This is a genomic window from Companilactobacillus paralimentarius (assembly GCF_963227125.1).
Lineage (GTDB): Bacteria > Bacillota > Bacilli > Lactobacillales > Lactobacillaceae > Companilactobacillus > Companilactobacillus paralimentarius.
On the sequence record NZ_OY724131.1, the window covers coordinates 2482755 to 2500554 of the forward strand.

General features: G+C 35.0%; 14 protein-coding genes. 4 read left to right on the forward strand and 10 right to left on the reverse strand.

From position 1 onward, the window contains the following. Nucleotides 1-55 precede the first annotated feature (55 nt). The 6 genes from ACI6PB_RS12245 to ACI6PB_RS12270 all read right to left on the reverse strand — a co-directional run bounded on the left by ACI6PB_RS12245 (nucleotide 56) and on the right by ACI6PB_RS12270 (nucleotide 6468). Nucleotides 56-1981, reverse strand: coding sequence for a copper-translocating P-type ATPase (locus ACI6PB_RS12245; RefSeq protein WP_404327980.1), 1926 nt, complete (start codon nucleotides 1979-1981; stop codon nucleotides 56-58). Then, on the reverse strand, nucleotides 1981-2253 hold the full coding sequence (locus ACI6PB_RS12250) for a cupredoxin domain-containing protein (RefSeq protein WP_404327497.1): 273 nt from the start codon (nucleotides 2251-2253) through the stop codon (nucleotides 1981-1983). Before ACI6PB_RS12250 ends, ACI6PB_RS12245 begins: the two co-directional genes overlap by 1 nt. A 16-nt stretch (nucleotides 2254-2269) precedes the next feature. Further along, entirely contained in the window at nucleotides 2270-2641 is a 372-nt protein-coding gene (locus tag ACI6PB_RS12255; protein ID WP_025085839.1) for a cupredoxin domain-containing protein, read from the reverse strand. Nucleotides 2642-2819: 178 nt separating this feature from the next. Further along, nucleotides 2820-3401 carry an anaerobic ribonucleoside-triphosphate reductase activating protein gene (gene nrdG / locus ACI6PB_RS12260; protein WP_025085840.1) on the reverse strand — a complete coding sequence of 194 codons (582 nt, stop codon included), beginning with the start codon at nucleotides 3399-3401 and terminating at the stop codon, nucleotides 2820-2822. Beyond that, nucleotides 3331-5541, reverse strand: a complete 2211-nt coding sequence (gene nrdD / locus ACI6PB_RS12265; RefSeq protein WP_056955884.1) for an anaerobic ribonucleoside-triphosphate reductase — start codon at nucleotides 5539-5541, stop codon at nucleotides 3331-3333. The genes nrdG and nrdD overlap by 71 nt, the downstream gene beginning before the upstream one ends. 291 nt (nucleotides 5542-5832) lie before the next feature. After that, entirely contained in the window at nucleotides 5833-6468 is a 636-nt protein-coding gene (locus ACI6PB_RS12270; RefSeq protein WP_025085841.1) for a pentapeptide repeat-containing protein, read from the reverse strand. A gap of 322 nt (nucleotides 6469-6790) precedes the next feature. Between ACI6PB_RS12270 and ACI6PB_RS12275 the strand changes: the two genes are divergently transcribed. After that, nucleotides 6791-7945: an ArgE/DapE family deacylase gene (locus tag ACI6PB_RS12275; RefSeq protein WP_404327498.1), complete on the forward strand. Its 1155-nt coding sequence runs from the start codon at nucleotides 6791-6793 to the stop codon at nucleotides 7943-7945. Nucleotides 7946-8051: 106 nt separating this feature from the next. Here ACI6PB_RS12275 and ACI6PB_RS12280 read toward each other — a convergent pair whose 3' ends face one another. Then, entirely contained in the window at nucleotides 8052-9977 is a 1926-nt protein-coding gene (locus ACI6PB_RS12280) for a glucose PTS transporter subunit IIA (RefSeq protein ID WP_404327499.1), read from the reverse strand. A gap of 156 nt (nucleotides 9978-10133) precedes the next feature. Here ACI6PB_RS12280 and ACI6PB_RS12285 point away from each other — a divergent pair, with 156 nt between their 5' ends. Both ACI6PB_RS12285 and ACI6PB_RS12290 read left to right on the forward strand, forming a co-directional pair. Beyond that, nucleotides 10134-11846: an amylo-alpha-1,6-glucosidase gene (locus ACI6PB_RS12285; protein ID WP_404327501.1), complete on the forward strand. Its 1713-nt coding sequence runs from the start codon at nucleotides 10134-10136 to the stop codon at nucleotides 11844-11846. Between the two features lie 78 nt (nucleotides 11847-11924). Further along, nucleotides 11925-12647 carry a UTRA domain-containing protein gene (locus ACI6PB_RS12290; RefSeq protein ID WP_404327502.1) on the forward strand — a complete coding sequence of 241 codons (723 nt, stop codon included), beginning with the start codon at nucleotides 11925-11927 and terminating at the stop codon, nucleotides 12645-12647. 20 nt (nucleotides 12648-12667) lie between these two features. On the opposite strand, the gene ACI6PB_RS12295 is transcribed toward ACI6PB_RS12290, so the two are convergent. Continuing rightward, on the reverse strand, nucleotides 12668-13012 hold the full coding sequence (locus ACI6PB_RS12295) for an ASCH domain-containing protein (protein ID WP_404327503.1): 345 nt from the start codon (nucleotides 13010-13012) through the stop codon (nucleotides 12668-12670). 171 nt (nucleotides 13013-13183) lie between these two features. Between ACI6PB_RS12295 and ACI6PB_RS12300 the strand changes: the two genes are divergently transcribed. Further along, the gene (locus ACI6PB_RS12300) at nucleotides 13184-14218 is read left to right on the forward strand and encodes an IS30 family transposase (RefSeq protein WP_059075255.1); all 1035 of its coding nucleotides are present in this window, start codon (nucleotides 13184-13186) and stop codon (nucleotides 14216-14218) included. A gap of 91 nt (nucleotides 14219-14309) precedes the next feature. On the opposite strand, the gene ACI6PB_RS12305 is transcribed toward ACI6PB_RS12300, so the two are convergent. Both ACI6PB_RS12305 and ACI6PB_RS12310 read right to left on the reverse strand, forming a co-directional pair. Further along, complete coding sequence (locus ACI6PB_RS12305) at nucleotides 14310-15797, reverse strand: glycoside hydrolase family 1 protein (protein WP_404327981.1); 1488 nt, start codon at nucleotides 15795-15797, stop codon at nucleotides 14310-14312. After that, entirely contained in the window at nucleotides 15787-17655 is a 1869-nt protein-coding gene (locus ACI6PB_RS12310; protein ID WP_404327504.1) for a beta-glucoside-specific PTS transporter subunit IIABC, read from the reverse strand. The genes ACI6PB_RS12305 and ACI6PB_RS12310 overlap by 11 nt, the downstream gene beginning before the upstream one ends. Between the last annotated feature and the right edge of the window lie 145 nt (nucleotides 17656-17800).

The window sequence follows — 17800 nt, forward strand, 5'->3', positions numbered from 1 at the left end:
AATGTCTAACTTTTTTATTGCACTTCATGATTAGTACCTTTTTTGAATTCATTGACTATACCGTTTTAATTTTAGTGTCAATCTTAGCTTTATTTAACAAGACAGAGCTAGTTACAACTGACAAGGAACTGAAAGCCATGGCCAATCCGGCTAATTCAGGGCTCAATGTCAAACCGACGGCAAAGAATAATCCAGCCGCAACAGGGATTCCCAAAACATTATAGATGAAAGCCCAGAACAAATTGAGTTTGATACGATTAAAAGTCTTCTTACTCAATTCAAGAGCTTTAGCAACATCACGTAGATCATTTTTCATTAGAACAATTCCACCTGACTCAATTGCTATATCCGTTCCAGATCCCATAGCGATACCAACATCAGCCATTGTCAAAGCCGGTGCATCATTGATACCATCACCAACAAACGCTACTTTACCCTTCTTTTGAAGTTCCTCGACATGATCAGCCTTATCACCAGGCAAAACATCTGCGATAACTTCGTCAATCCCAACTTCTTGAGCAATGGCTTTAGCAACACGTGCATTATCACCTGTTAACATAACGGTTCTTAATCCACGAGCTTTCAAAGTGGCGATGGCTTCTTTCGATGTGGCTTTAGGGGCATCTTGAATGGCAATCATACCGATAACTTCTTGATTCAAACCAACAAAGACTACCGTTTTGGCTTCGTTTTGTAGATGCACCATTTTATTTTCTAAATCAGTGGAAATTTTAACATCATTTAACAATTTGTCATTTCCAACAAAGGCCTTTTGACCATTAACGATAGCTTCAACACCTTTACCTTCAATAGCCTGGAATGAATCAGCCTTGTCTGCTTGAATCGCGTCTGCCTTAGCCTTATCCAAAATAGCTGTAGCCAATGGATGTTCAGATGATTCTTCCAAAGCAGCAGCGAGTTTCAAAACTTGTTGTGAATCCCCAACAATATCAGTAACTTCGGGCTTACCTTTTGTAATAGTACCAGTCTTATCCATTACAACTGTCTTAATATCGTTAACTTCTTCAAGAACTTCACCATTCTTGATCAAAATACCCATTTTAGCTCCACGACCAGTTCCAACCATTAAAGCAGTTGGTGTTGCTAAGCCCAAAGCACATGGACATGCGATAACAACCACGGAAACCGCAAAAATAAGAGCTTGAGCAATTGTGGCACCCAAGAAAACGTACCAAACTAAGAACGTCAAGATTGAAAGAATCAAGACAACCGGTACAAAAATTTCAGAAACTTTATCAGTCAAATTTTGAATAGGAGCGTGACTATTTTGAGCCTTTTTAACCAATTCAACAATTTGTGACAACATTGTATCACTACCGACTTTTTCAGCTTTAAACATGAAAGTTCCGTTGCTATTCATAGTTGAACCAATAACTTTATCACCGATTTTTTTAGTTACAGGCATACTTTCACCAGTAACCATTGATTCATCAACCGTCGAACTTCCTTCAGTAATGACACCATCGACCGCAATTTTTTGACCCGGCTTAACTCTGATTAAATCACCTTGAACAACTTCAGCTAGTGGTATTTTTACTAATTTGCCATCACGCATAACTTCAGCTTCCTTAGCCTGCAAATCAATCAATTTCTCGATTGCATTTGAAGCGTTATTACGCATTCTCTCTTCGAAAACTTGTCCTAATAAAACGAAAGTAACAACAAAAGCTGCACTTTCAAAGAAAACACTCTGATGAGTAATCATGGCATAAATACTGTAGATATAGGCTGTGGCAGTACCGATAGCTACTAAGGTATCCATGTTTGAATGATGCTTTTTGAATGAGGCCCAAGCACTCTGTAAAAATGGACGTGCAGCCACCGCCATAACGATGGTCGTCAAAATGAATTGAGTCCATTCACCGCCGGGAATCATAATACCAAACGGCATCAGAATCATTCCTACTAGCATTGGTAGTGAAAAGATTAAAGCAATCCAAAAACGTTTTGTAATTGTCATCATTGAATCACTACCTTTCCAGAAAACATATCCATACCACAACTGAACTCAAACTCACCAGCCTTATCAGTGGAAACTGTAACTGTTTGAGCAATATTTAGTGGTAACTGTTTTTCAAAATTCATTGTCTTAGAGTGAACAACATCCAAACATCCCTGTGCATTAGTTCTGGTAAAAGTAATTTCTGCAGGAACATCTTTTTTCAAATTGACAACTGCTGGATTATATCCACCTGCGACTGTAACGTTAACCTTTTGTACCTTCTCAACCATAATAATTTTCTCCTCTTTATTTAATGATTACTTTGCCGTGAAACATATCCATACCACAAGCCCAATTGAATTCACCAGACTTGCTAGTATCAATTTCAACCGTTCTTTGTTCATTTTGTGGTAATTCTTGATTAATACCAAAGTCTGAAAAGACAACACGATCCAAACAACTGGAAGCATCTTTTCTGGTGAAATTAATTGTAGCGGGGACTCCTTTTTTCAGAGTAACGACTTCAGGTGAGTACCCACCATTAACTTCAACATCAACACTCTGGTTGTTATCTTTTACATTAGCAGTTGTTTGATCTACCTGATGATTGCCGAAGAACCACCAAAGAATAAATCCTATAATTGCTAAACCAACGATTAGTACGATCACCTTTGTCATAAATATCTCTCCTCAAATTCCTCAATTGATGTTTACGCTTGTAAACTACACACATTATATTATTCTCAAAGTTTACACTTGTCAACTAGAAGACTTAATAAAAAACACAACAACCTTGTTAGATTGTTGTGTTTCTTCATTATCATAGCTTCACAAAACAATTCCTTTGTCTTGTTCTCTACTTTACGAGTTTATCCCAAATAACTACTTTTCCACTAGCTAATGATTTGGGTACATCTATAATTCTCTGATTAGATGATCCTCTGAATTGTAGGGTCAGATCTTTTTTTCTCAACAAGAATCTACCATCTACTAAGATATCTAGTAATGATAGTAATTCTAGCTTATCGTCTGATTCTTTCATCATTTCATCCCATGAATATCCTGTCCATGACCAGATATCTTTGGTATGTCCATATTCTTTTCGAATTCGTTTGCACAATGAAAGACAGACTTCTGTGTTCAAAAATGGTTCTCCACCTAATAGAGTCAATCCTTGTACATAACTTTGTCCAAGATCTGCAATGATTTTATCTTCTAATTCTTTTGTGTACGGTTTTCCATATCGAAAATCTTGTGCAGCTACGTTGTAACAACCGGGACATCTGAACATGCATCCTGAAACGTATAAACTACATCTGACGCCTTCACCGTCAACAAAATTAAATGGCTTATAATCAGCAATTCTCTTAAGACTGTGGTCCTTGCTTAACCATTCTTTGGGAGTCGGATTGTTTGGCTCTCTCATATTTTGCTGCATGTTTTATCATCTCCGAAGTCATATTCTTTCTACGTGAAGCTATTTCAACGTGGCGGCCGTGAATCATTGGACGTTGTTGAGGATTGCCTAAATATCCACAAGTTCTCTTAACAACATCGCAAAATTGTGGATCATGATTGCCACACTCCGGACAAACAAAACCACGGGCAGTAGCATTGAATTCACCTTTGAAACCACACTTGAAACACTGATCAATCGAAGTATTGGTTCCCAGATAGCCAACGTGATCATAAGCCCAATCCCAGACTGCTTCTAATGCCTTAGGATTTTGACGTAAATTAGGGTACTCACAGTAATGAATAAATCCACCCGATGCATATTTAGGAAAGACTTCTTCAAAAGTTAATTTCTCAAATGGATTAGGGTGCTTGCGTACATCATAATGGAAACTATTAGTGTAATATTCTTTCTCCGTTATGTTAGGAATAGACCCAAATTTTTCCAAATCATCGCGACAAAATGTATCAGTCAACGATTCTGCCGGCGTGGAATAAAGGCTATAATGATAACCACTTTCTTTAGCCCACTGTGAACATTTATCATGTAAGGCTTTAACAATTTTCTCTGCAAAGTCATGTGCTGCTTGATTGTTCTCCCACTTATCGCCGAAAAAGGCCGTACATACCTCATATAAACCAATATAGCCTAAAGATACCGTTGCACGTTCGTTCTTGAATAACTCATCAATACTATCAGTTTTCTTTAGACGTTTACCAAAGGCACCATACATATACAATAGTGGTGCATTCTCTGGTTTAGCTTGCTTAGTACGTTCGATACGATAAGCTAGGGCAGTATGACAAATCTGCATTTTTTCCTCAAATATTTCCCAAAATAAATCGGAATTACCTTGAGATTCTAAAGCAATTCTAGGTAAATTAACCGTTACAACGCCGAGATTCATTCTACCTGAATTAACTTCTTTGCCATTTTCATCCTTCCAACCTTGTAAGAAAGAACGGCATCCCATTGGAGTTTTAAAACTACCTGTAATTTCTTTGATCTTGTCATACATCAACAAATCAGGATACATCCGTTTAGTTGAACATTCGAGTGCTAAAGTTTTGATATCGTAATTAGGATCACCAGGGTTCAAATTCAAACCACGTTTAATAGTAAAAGTTAACTTAGGAAAAATGGCTGTCCGATGTTCCTTACCTAGTCCCTTAATTCTGATTTCCAAAATTGATTTTTGAATAGCACGTTCGATCCAACTTGTTCCCAAACCAAAATTAATCGTCGTAAAAGGCGTTTGCCCTTGAGATGAATAAAGAGTATTGATTTCGTACTCCAAGGCTTGCATAGCATCATAAATATCCTTACGCGTCTTTTCTTGAGCAAATTCAACTTGCTTATCTTCTGCAATCCATTTACGCGCATCTTTGAGATGCTTTTGATAATTTATCTCCGCATACGGTGCCAACAATTGATCAATACGATTAGCCGAACATCCACCGTATTGAAGTGAGGCTACATTCGCGATAATTTGAGACATTTGTGCAGTTGCAGTTTGAATAGAACGTGGTGAAGATACCCAGGCATTTCCAATTTTAAAACCATTACTCAGCATTTCATCAAAATCGATCAAACAGCAATTAGTTTCTGGCGTAACTGGTGAATAATCCAAATCATGCCAATGAATATCACCACGTAAATGTGCTTTGGCAACCAACTCTGGCAACATTTTTAATCCCATAGCACGACTGGCAACACCAGCTTCCAGATCACGTTGTGTATTGAAAATATTACTATCCTTGTTAGCATTCTCATGTACAACATCCTCATTACGATTAAATAAACGCTCAATATTTAATTGAACATTGGTTGCACGTGAAAATTTATCTTGATCCGCTTGAAAATAACGTTCATACGTCTCTGCTTGTTCTTCCATGTCATTATCATTCAAAACACGAAAAATAAGCCCATGAATTTGAGTAGTTGTTAAAAGTTTCAAATCAGCAAAGCGAGAGACTAATTCAGAAATCACTATATCTTTTTGTTGAGAATTCAATTGGAGTTGATCCAAAACAAATTCTATTTTATAGGGATAAAAATTAGTCACTGTCCCACTTCTTTTTTCTACAGGAATGGAAACTAATTTTTGCAATTTGGTAATCATATTCTTCCCCCTAGTTATTAAATACTGATATCATTTTACAAAATTATAACAAAAAAAATAAGACTACTAAATACCAGATGTTGTGATATATAGCACATTAGTACAACATATGGTAGTCTTATTTCGAATTTTGAGAAATCATCATTTGAGCCTATTCACAAATCGTCGTTACATTAATCAAAATGATTGCCAGCTCAAATGATTGGATTTGTTCAATAAAATATTCCTATATTAGATATATAGCGTTGTAGTGGTTACTTTTATCGATTCTAGGATAGATAATAATTTTTTTCAATATTTAATCACTAATCCTAAAAAATAGCGGGCAAAAAAATTGGCTTGATCACTATTAACTTTAAGTCCTTTAGCCGAAAATTCATCAATATCAATCGATTCAAAGCGACAACTGCTAAAATCAATCCCTTTAAGTTCAGTTCCCAATAGATTCATTTTATTCAGTTCACAATTATCAAAAATAGTCTTCTTCAATTTATTTTCATTAAAACTAACATCTTTTAAGCTGGTATTAATAAAATTGACATTTTTCAGATTCATTCGATTAAGAACCGACATATCCATCAAACAATTATTGAATTCAACATTATTTAAATACGACTGATCAAGATTGGTTCCAACTAATTTACAATTACGAAACTCAACTCGATACAAACTAGCCTCATCTAGTGTGCAATTAGATAGATCGCATCCCTTAAAAATCACATCAGTTAATTCAATTTTTTCAAACTGGCAATTACTAAAAGTCATATGATCAAAAATTGTTTTTTCAATCATAGGATGTCTGATTTCCTGATCTTCTAGAAACTCTCCCTTTAACAATCGATTGGTTAAGTAAAAGTCTTCCTCTTCATAAATATCAAAAAAAGATCCTTTTTCTAAATAATCTTCTACAATTTTAGGCTGAATCATCGACTACACCTCTTTCAACTAGCATCTTACCAGATATCCCTTTTGAAAAAATTAGAGAAAAAAGCGGTCTATTTGAATCCTTTCGCACCCAATATTATTGAATTTACGTAATTTAAACTTAGAATCCGTCTCCTCAACACTATAAATTAAATAATTTAATTTAAAATTAATTATTTATTTTTAAAATCCCATTATTGAGGCTTTTCTTCAAACTTTCAACACAAACATCTGTTACCATGAGCTTATAGTTACAATAAATAATTAAGATATTGAAAATATATATCAAAATTATTGAGCAAATTACAATTTGGAGGGAAATAGCATGAAATTCTTTACTGAGGAACAAAGTTTAGACGTTTTAAAGGATTTAGTCGCAATTAAATCGGATAACGACAACGAATTAAAGGTTGCTTCTTATCTTAAAGACTTATTGGCTAAATACGATATCGAATCAGAAATCAAAATTATTCGTGGCAACCGTGCTAACTTAGTCGCTGAAATCGGACATGGTAAACCTATCTTAGGCATTTCAGGACATATGGATGTTGTTGCTGCTGGTAATCTTGACGATTGGAATAGCGATCCCTACCAACTAACTGAAAAAGATGGTCAGCTCTACGGTCGTGGTGCTACAGATATGAAATCTGGTTTAGCCGCCCTAATCATTACTATGATTGAATTGCATCATCAAGGACTTCCCCAAAAGGGTACCATTCGCTTAATGGCTACTATGGGTGAAGAAGTCGGTGAAGAAGGATCAGGATATTTTCTCAAAGATGGTTCAATGGATGATGTTGATGGTTTAGTTATTGGTGAACCTTCTGGTTACAATATCGGTTACGCTGAAAAAGGTTCGATGGATATCAAATTTACTTCCAAGGGTAAGGCTAGCCACAGTTCTATGCCTGAAAAAGGATTCAATGCGATTGATCCCCTAATGAATCTTTTAATTGATGCTAATAAAATTTTCCGTGACGAAAATATTAAACACGATTCAATCGGTCCATTAATTTTCAATACAACTTTGATCAATGGTGGTACACAGGTTAATTCCATTCCTGACCACGCTGAGGCTGAGATCAATGCACGAACAATTCCTGAATATGATAATCAAAAGGTCATTGACGTTTTAAATGATTTGGTTAAGAAATATAACGATCAAGGTGCAAAAATCAGTTTTGATGCCTACATGAACGAGTTTCCTGTTTTAATGGATCCTAAGAATGCACTTGTTGCTCCTATGAAGAAATTAATGGAGCAATATACCAATGAAGAAGTTCACGTCACACCAATTTCAGCTGTTACCGACGCCTCCAACTTGGTTCAAAAAAAGCCTAGTGATCTACCATTTTTGATTGCTGGACCTGGTAACGATACACCTCATCAAATCAACGAACACGTTGACAAACAAATGTACCTTAACTTTATTGATATTTACGAAAAACTCTTCATTGATTTTCTTGATAATACAAAATAATCTAGAAGCATAGAAAAAAGATGTTCACATTAACCAATTAAATCTGGTTGATATGAACATCTTTTTTAGTCTGGAATAAGAATTGAAGAATACAGAGAACGGTAGTTTAAGCCAAAGCAGTTTTCGCCGCATCAGCTAGATAATCAATGTCACCCACAACACTCTTACCAGCTATGACTTCTTGATTTGGTTTCATGTAAGTAATCGACTTAATATCGTCGCCTTGTTTAGTAATTGCCATAATTACAATATTACTGTGTCCGGCAGCCTTGATTTTTTTACTATCAAACTTAATCAGGGTCTGTCCGGCTTTAACGTGATCATTAACTTCAACTAATGGTTTGAAGCCGTCACCTTTCATATCAACGGTATCAACCCCAATATGGAGTAAAACTTCAGTTCCATCATTCAAAGTTAAACCAACGGCATGATTACTGCCTTGCATAACAACTGTAACTTGACCATTAGCTGGAGCAACTAATTTATCACTTGTAGGATTAATGGCGATACCATCACCTAATTGTTTCTTAGAAAACATTTCATCGGGAACATTTTCAATGGCTTCAGTTTTTCCAGTAGCAAAGGCTGTTAAATCATGAGCCACTTCATCATTGCCAATATTTCTATCCGCATTCAATTTAGTTCTAGAAAGAGTAAATGTTAAAACGATGGTCAGAATGAATGTCATGACTTCACCAGCAAGGTAAAAACCCCACTGTTTAGGAAAGACACTTAAAAAGCTTAAAACGCCACCAACACCGACGCTTGATGAACGTACTTGCCAGAATCCCATCCAAGCACCACCAAAGGCACCCGATAACATAACGGCAACGAAAGGATATCTATTTTTCAAGTTAACACCATAAATGGCTGGTTCTGTAATACCTAAGAATGAAGATAAACCACTAGACCAAGCGACGTTTTTCTTCTTGGCATCTTTTCTAAAAATATATGCCATTGCTAGACAAGCGGCACCTTGAGCCATTGTAACTGGTTCTCCAACTGGCCAAAGCGTTACATAACCAAGTGTTCCGGCCATTTGTAAATTGACACCCAAAAATAGATGGTGCATCCCAGTAATAACCAATGGTGCACAAATGAAGCCATACAACGCACCACCGAGAACAGGAACAGCATTAAAGATTGAAACAACGCCTTTAGTAATCCAGTTAGCACCAGTCATAGTAACAGGTCCAATAACTAGGAATGAAGCAAATCCGGTAATTAAGAGTGTTAAAGGTGCTACTAAGATTAGTTGTAATGTATCAGGAAGATGTTTCTCAAAGTATTTCTCCAGTTTAACCAATACCCACGCGGCTACCAACACTGGAATAACTTGCCCTTGATAACCGACTTGGGAGACGTGCCAACCAAACAAATTCCATGTTGGAGTAGCGGCTGGATGTGAAGCATAATCATAGGCACTTGTTAAAGCGGGGTTAACCAAGATTAGGCCTAATACGATACCCAATAATGGATTTCCACCAAATTTTTTAACGGCTGACCACCCAATCAATGCAGGCAAGAATGAAAATGAAGTTTGTGCAATCAGTTGAATAATATCATTAACACCCTTCCATTCTGTATGCATTTGAATGAATGACGCATTTGGATAAAAGATTCCTTTATTACTCAAAACATTATTGATACCCATCAATAAACCTGCGGCAACAATAGCCGGAATGATAGGAATAAATATATCACCCAGTAATCTTACTAACCGTTGCAAAGCACCTTGTTTATTACGTCCTTCTTGTTTAACAGACTCTACTGATGCTTCTTGTGCTCCTGTTTGTTTAATAAATTCATCATAAACTTTCGGAACACTTGGTCCGATGACGATTTGAAATTGTCCGCCTGCTAAAAAAGTTCCCTGAACAATATCAACTTTTTCTAATTCTTTATCATTAACTTTCGATTGATCTTTAAGAATGAGTCTTAATCTGGTAATACAGTGAGTTGCTGATTCGATATTATCTTTGCCACCGATCAATTCGATGATTTTGGTAACATCACCTTTCATATCAGCCATAAGATCATCTCCCCTAAAATTATTTATATATTTCCAAAGAACAAAGCAAGTATAACTTGTTTAAACTAGTTTATCAAGATATAATATATATGTTTTAACAAGTGCCTATTCATAGGCATTAGAATAAAAATATGATTAATTTAGTTGGTGATAAATATGATGAATATTAATTCAGTACCCTTTAGTTATTACGGTTCATACATGTCCATTTTCAAACATGATGATAAATTATGGCTTCAATCTCTACACGGTAAATCTAAAGGAAATATGGATAGTATTGAAATCTTAGTTACCCACAATGGTAATCCCGTTCCCTTCAAGGTAGTAGAAAACTACACTTTATTAGAGCTAATCTCCGATTTTGGTAAAGTCAAAATATGTTTTAATACTGCTCAAAAAATTGTTTTTTACAGCACTGACCGCTTAGGAGTCCGCTTCGCATCACATCCTAAGTTCAATTTTGAATACAATTTCCAACTAGGTAAAAAAGAGTCTCCCTACTACATAGTCAACAGCTACAAGAATCTCACTAAATATTTGGTTTACACTACTAATTGCCCTTCCCATCTATCCCAATCACTGACTGTGGATGCCACTGGAAGCAATAAAACAGCTAATAATAGTTCGTTTATTGACATATTCCCTCAAGAAGACAATTCGTCTACTATTGCCGTTATTCAAGATATACCAACTAATATGCAAAAGCCTGACAATGATAAACTTGATTTCTCTTTAATCGAAAAAATTGCCGAACAAAATTTTCATGATTTTGCTCGACAATTTCAGCTTGTTCAATCAAGTTATAAAAATATTCAACTAGATGCAATTTATACCCTCTGGTCTGCCACAGTTTTTCCTGAAGGTAATTTAAAATTTACTTCTATCTATGCTTCCAACAATAAATTTCCTGGAATTTGGAGTTGGGATCACTGTTTTATGGCTCTGGCTTTGGCCGGAGTAGACAACCAACTAGCTTGGAATCAGATGAAGGTTATTTTTCAACATCAGGATAAATTCGGTCAGTTACCAGGATCAGTCAGCGATTCGACAATTAGATGGAATTTTTCTAAACCACCAATTCACGCTTACATTTTTGCTAAAATGGCTCAAAAGATGAAATTTACAGATACACAATTATTTGAAATTCATTACTGGATCAGTAAACAAGTTGACTTCTATTTGAAATATAAGGATTCCAACGAGGATGGTATCTGCGAATACGACCATGGTAACGATAGCGGACAAGATAACAGCACTGTTTTCACTCAAAATACCGTTGTTGATTCACCTGACCTTTCAGCCTATTTGATCTTCGCTATGAATTATTTGATTAAACTATCCAAACAACTTAATCTACCAGAACAGATAGAATATTGGTCCAAGAAAAAGGCCATTCTAACTGTTAAATTTAAAAGTTACTTTTTCGATAAGAATAATAACCTGCCTTTTGCTAGAGAAATGTTCACAGGTAAAAAAATAGAGTCCCATGCACTCTTACCTCTCATTTCGCTAATTGCATGTAAGGAATTAAATCATCAACAAGTCGATGCCATCACTGAAGATATCAAACAACATTTCATTACTAGTTTTGGTATCGCAACTGAAGCTCTTGATAGTCCGTTTTATCAAGACGACGCTTATTGGCGTGGTCCTATTTGGGGCCCTTCATCCGTGATAATGTATGAAGCATTAAAAGATGCTGGTGAAATAGAATTAGCTCAAAAAATTGCCGATAGTTTCTGTAAAACTGTGAAAACATATGGTTTTGCTGAAAACTTTGATGCTAAGACCGGTGTCGGCCTACGAGATAAATCATTCTCATGGACCGCTAGTGCCTTTCTCTATTTTGCTAGCGAATTGCATTTGTAAAATTAAATCAAAACAGTAATAATTGTAGATATAAATGATTTCTGGAGGGGTGATATTATCGCAAACAATAAATACGATGTGATTTATGAAGACTTGAAAAAGCGAATTAAGAATGAAGAATACAAGTACCAAGAAAAAATACCTTCAGAAACCAATTTGATTCTTGAATACAACTGTTCCCGAAATACTCTTCGTCGAGCTATTAAAAAATTAGGTGCCGACGGTTACGTTCAAAGTATTCGTGGGAAAGGCGTTATAGTTCTTTATAACGCTAATTTAGAAAACAATTTAATAAAAAAGGGCAGCCATTCGTTTAGTCAAATGGCCGATCGTAATAAAATTAAATTCAGAACTAGCGTCCTTTTATTCGATGAAATTGAAATCAACAAGAAAATGGCTTTAGAAAGTACTTTTCCTGTTGGTACACCCGTCTATTACATTAAACGGCTTCGTTCTATCGGTGATGATAATTACATCATTGAGAAGAACTATTTCATGAGTAAAGTCGTTAAAGATTTGACTATCGGTATTGCCCAAGATTCAATCTACAAATATTTAAATGACGTTCTAAATGAACCAATTGCTACTACCAAGCGTATTTTAACCTTTGGTATAGCGACTGATCAGGATAAAAAATATTTGAATTTGAATGGTTATAACGCCGTTCCGATTGTGACAAACTATTCATTCACGAATGACGGAACTATGTTTGAATATACCGTTTCTCATCACCGACCTGATAAGTTTATTTTTTACGATCAAAACCAAACTAATCCCGTTTCCTTTATGCTAAACAAATAAAAATCACGAATTCATTTTTATTATGAATTCGTGATTTTTTCGATTTTAATAGCTAAAGCACCATACTTTTGCTCACGTTCACGTGAATATATCTCCTGATTCTCTTGATCCAACTCTTCAATTGATTCATTCTCAGGTGCACCAATAATCGAACCGGAATATTTGGCAAAAAGTTCTTTAAACGTTGCAAATTTTTCTAAGCCTAATACTTTGACCTTTAAAGTTTCAGCTGTCGTCAGATTTGTAAAATCTATAAAATCATTAACCTGTAATTGTGAACGCTTCTCATCATTCAACCTGACTTCAATCGTTTTTTCGCCTGATTTGATGGCTTCAAACGGTTGATCGTATAATCCCATTTGCATAAATTTACTCCTCTATATAATATTTATCGAATATTATATAGCAATAAATCAAACAGGCGAATTTTATAATCAAGTTAGCCACTTTAGAAAAATGACAAAATAAAAACACCAAGACGTAAAAATCAGGTATCATTGGAGTTCTCACACAAACAATGAAAGAGGTTTTTCGTCTTGGTGCTAGAGCAGAATATCATAAATCGTCCTAAAGGACATCATTTAACTGAAATTGAACGTGGAAAGATTGCTTCCTTTCATTCAATTGGCTACTCGAATCGCCAGATAGCTAAAGCTATCGGCGTTTCACCTCAGACTATTAATAATGAAATTAACAGAGGTACTGTTGAGCAGATCAAGAAAGTTAATGGTAAAGTTCAACACTTGAATTGCTACTTTCCTGACACTGCACATCAAAAGTATGTAAAGAACCGTAAGCTTTGCCATCGTCCTTCTAAATTCGACCAAGTCACAGCCTTTTTAGGCTTCTTTGTAAGCCAGTTCATAGATAATGGATGGTCACCTGATACGGCCGTTGGACGAGCTAAGAACGAAGAATTATTCTTAGTAGATGAAATGGTTTGTACTACTACACTTTACAAATATATTGATGAACAACGACTTGAAATCCGGAATATTGATCTGGTAGAAAAGTCAACTAGACCGACTAAGCAACATACTTCAAAAAAGCATAAGCGTCTACTTGGTCGTAGTATTGAGAAACGCCCTAAAAGTGTTGATAGCAGAGAATCCTTTGGGGACTTTGAGATAGACACGATTGTGGGCAAAAGAAATGGCCATGAGAGTGTCGTCTTAACGCTCATAGAGCGTAAGACACGCTTTGAAATAATGAGACTTATTGACGGTAGAGATGCCGACTCTGTAGATTATGCTATGAAAGAGATCATAAAGAACTATGGTGATCTTATCAATTCAATCACTGCAGACAATGGCCCTGAGTTCTCTAATCTATCATCTGATATGGCTGGCGTTGCGGATGTTTACTTCACACACCCATATACATCTTGTGAACGTGGAACAAATGAAGTACATAATCGAATGATACGTCGTGACTTGCCCAAAGGGCTGTCACTGGATACAGTCAGCCCAAAAGTAATAAGAGACATAGAATTTAAGCTCAACAATATGCCTAGAAAGTTATTGAACTATAAAACGCCACAAGAACTCTTTGCTAGTTCCTGTGGCGCTTAAAGACATATTTATAAACTTCAAATACTGATATCACTTGGATTCAATTTATTTTGTCCAAGTGGCTAACTTGTTATTGAAATTTTCGAATAAATCAAACATTGAAATTTGCTATTTTATTTTCAGAAATACTATAATCGTCTAATTCTTCACCCGATGTTTTAATAACATTCTGATACCAATAATAACTATCTTTCTTTATTCTTTTATAACTTCCATTGCCAAAACTATCAACATCGACATATATAAAACCATAACGTTTATCAATATTTCCTGTTGATAATGCTATCAAATCCAGAGCACTCCAAGGACAATACCCAAATACTTCTACTCCATCTTTCATTGCTTCTCGTATTTGCTTTACATGTTCTTTTAAATAATCTATACGATATTCATCATGTATTTGATTATTTTCAATTCTATCTTGTGCTCCCAATCCATTTTCAACAATAATTACTGGTATTTGATAACGATCATAAATATCATTCAAAAATACCCTCAATCCTACTGAGTCAATTTGCCAACCCCATTGTGAGGCTGTCAAATAAGGATTTTTTTCTCCCGCAACAAGATTTGCAGATACCTTTTCTCCTGCATGATTATCTGAAACACAGTTAGTCATGTAGTAACTGCATGAATAGAAATCTACTGTGCCATTTCTTAAAATATCCTTGTCTCCGGACTCTACATCAAAATTAATATTATTATCTTTAAAGAACCTCAAAGCGTAACCCGGATACTTACCTCTAACTTGTACATCACTACAGAACATGTTCTTCATCTGTAGATTTAACTGATTGGCTCTTACATCTTTGGGGTTGGGTGTCAAAGGATATGTGTATATAGATGCAATCATACATCCCACTTTATTCTCTGAATTAATTCCATGTGCTAAATTAACTGCTAAGGCACTGGCTACTAATTGGTTATGTAAGCATTGGTATCTTAAACTTGGTGTATTTTTTTTATCATTGATATCTAATGAAATATTCCCGGCAGTCATAATACCAAAGGGCACTTGCATACAATTTATCTCATTAAATGTGATCCAATACTTAACTCTGTTATTAAAATGTTCAAAGAGAGTTTTGGCATATTTCAAATAGAACTTAATCATTTTTCTATTAGACCAACCGCCGAATTCCCCTGCTAAGGCCAATGGACCTTCATAATGAGAGATAGTAACAATGGGCTCAATACCTTTTTCAATTAAATAATTTATAACATTATCATAGAATAGAAGACCTTCTTCATTAGAACAAGTATCATTTCCATTAGGAAAAATACGTGTCCAAGCGATAGACATTCTATAAGCTTTCAAACCTTGCTCAGCAAACATATCAATATCATCTTTATAATTATCATAAAAATCTATAGCTTCATGTGAACCATAATAATAATTAGAATCAATACCAACTGTTTTTTCCCTAACATCTTTTGTTAAATCATTCTTATTACGTCCTAAAGCGTCCATAACACTTTGGCCTTTGCCATTTTTATTCCATGCGCCCTCAATCTGATTTGCAGCGGAACTAGCACCCCAAAGAAAATCTTCTGGAAATACATTTTTATTACTCAAAATTAAACATTACCTCGCTACTATTGTTTTCAACTTTTTCATTCACAGATTTATATTGATTTGTATTTGTAACTACAACAATAACAGTTGGATCATAACCAGAATTTTTTATTTTATTTATGTCCATAGTAGCAATTTTATCGCCCACTTTAATTCTCTGATTATTTTTGACAAAGGTTTCAAAATATTTTCCTTTTAAATTAACTGTGTCAATTCCCATATGAACTAACACTTCCAATCCATCAGAAGTATTTAATCCTATTGCGTGCTTTGTAGGAAAAACTGTTTCAACTGTACCATCAACTGGAGAAATAATTATATTGTCAGACGGATTAACTGCAAATCCTTTCCCTAAAGTTCCAGCAGAAAACACATCATCCTTTACATCTGATAATTTAATCATGGCTCCCTTAACTGGTTGTCTCATTTTTAATTTAAAATCTTTAGTAATAGGTTGTTTAATAGTCTTTTTACTATCTGAATTTTTCATCTGATCTTTAAATCCTAGCAAGTATACGAATACAAATGATGCGGCAAAGGAAACTAAGACAGTAATAATAGCAGTAATTAAATTACTTCCTCTACCGATAAAAATTGGTAATGAAAGGATGCTTGGAGATACAAAAGCAATTGCTTTTAGATGAATAATTCCTCCAACAATACCACCTACAAGAGATCCACCCAACATACCAATAAATGGACGTTTTAATTTCAAATTGACACCATAAAGTGCTGGTTCAGTAATACCAAACAAAGCTGAAATACTTGCACCTAAAGCTGTACTCTTCATTGAAGTATCTTTAGTTTTTACACTAACAGCTGCCGCTGCACCGGATTCAGCAATATTAGCTGCCAACCCTGAAGGAATCAAAACAGCATCGAATCCTTGTGTAGCAAACATTTGAATCATTAAAGGAATTAGTGCATTGTGAGTTCCCGTTAAAACTAAGAATGGGAATAAAACAGCATTCAAACCAACTGCTAACCATCCAAATTGATTCATCAATTGAACGAAACTATTAAACATTCCACTCAAATATGATGCTGCTGGACCAAAGACCCACAATGAAATAGGAGCGCTTATAAGTAATGTGATCATAGGTCTTAAAAAAGTTTTTACTAAATTTGGAGTTACCTTATCTGCAAATTTATCAACATACTTAACAAGAATAACAATAAAAATAATAGGTAAAGCCTGTCCACTATAGTCCATTAATTGCATAGGAATATTCATAAAAGAAGTAACCCCATTGCCCTTAGCTGCTATTGCCATCAATTTTGGATACATCATAATGGCTGCAATCGTCATAGAAATAAATGTATCTGCCTTTAATCTTTTAGAAGCTGTAATTGCTACAAAGAATGGTAGGAAATAATAAATACCATCACCAATGGCATTCAGTACAACATATGTAGGTGAATTTGATGTTAAAACATTTGTACTAACTAAAATAGCATTCAATACTTTTACCATACCAGAACCAGCAATTACTGGAATAATTGGTGTAAAACAGCTAATCAATACATCAAGTACCTGATCAAAATAATATTTAATCCCATGTTTCTCTTCATCATTTTTTTTAGGTTCTTCATCTTCTGATGAACCTTGTTGATCAATCATTTTATTATCAACAATTACTTTATAGACACTGGCAACATCTGGACCTATGACTACTTGATATTGCCCACCCTTTTCTACAACCTGCATTACTCCATCGATTTTCTCGATAGCCTCTGAATTAGCCAATTTATTATCGTTTAAAGAAAATCTCAAACGTGTATAACAATGAGTTAATTCAGCAATATTTTTTCTCCCGCCAACATTTCTAATTATCTGTTGTGCCGTTTCTTCGAAATCCATATTGACCGTTACCTCCTACATTTCTTAATCAACAAATACATTTTAGGAAATGTAAGCGGTTTTATCTCATCTTCTAAGGAAGATAAGTTTTACAAATTTTAATATCATCATCAGTTTAAGGAATTGTACTTTTTTATACTTAAAA

What these genes read in the sequence shown, in the direction of transcription:
- ACI6PB_RS12245 (WP_404327980.1), bottom strand. Translation starts at nt 1,981, where the DNA reads ATGACAATTACAAAACGTTTTTGGATTGCTTTAATCTTTTCACTACCA.
- ACI6PB_RS12250 (WP_404327497.1), bottom strand. Translation starts at nt 2,253, where the DNA reads ATGGTTGAGAAGGTACAAAAGGTTAACGTTACAGTCGCAGGTGGATAT.
- ACI6PB_RS12285 (WP_404327501.1), top strand. Translation starts at nt 10,134, where the DNA reads ATGATGAATATTAATTCAGTACCCTTTAGTTATTACGGTTCATACATG.
- ACI6PB_RS12255 (WP_025085839.1), bottom strand. Translation starts at nt 2,641, where the DNA reads ATGACAAAGGTGATCGTACTAATCGTTGGTTTAGCAATTATAGGATTT.
- ACI6PB_RS12295 (WP_404327503.1), bottom strand. Translation starts at nt 13,012, where the DNA reads ATGCAAATGGGATTATACGATCAACCGTTTGAAGCCATCAAATCAGGC.
- ACI6PB_RS12275 (WP_404327498.1), top strand. Translation starts at nt 6,791, where the DNA reads ATGAAATTCTTTACTGAGGAACAAAGTTTAGACGTTTTAAAGGATTTA.
- nrdG (WP_025085840.1), bottom strand. Translation starts at nt 3,401, where the DNA reads ATGCAGCAAAATATGAGAGAGCCAAACAATCCGACTCCCAAAGAATGG.
- ACI6PB_RS12280 (WP_404327499.1), bottom strand. Translation starts at nt 9,977, where the DNA reads ATGGCTGATATGAAAGGTGATGTTACCAAAATCATCGAATTGATCGGT.
- nrdD (WP_056955884.1), bottom strand. Translation starts at nt 5,541, where the DNA reads ATGATTACCAAATTGCAAAAATTAGTTTCCATTCCTGTAGAAAAAAGA.
- ACI6PB_RS12310 (WP_404327504.1), bottom strand. Translation starts at nt 17,655, where the DNA reads ATGGATTTCGAAGAAACGGCACAACAGATAATTAGAAATGTTGGCGGG.
- ACI6PB_RS12270 (WP_025085841.1), bottom strand. Translation starts at nt 6,468, where the DNA reads ATGATTCAGCCTAAAATTGTAGAAGATTATTTAGAAAAAGGATCTTTT.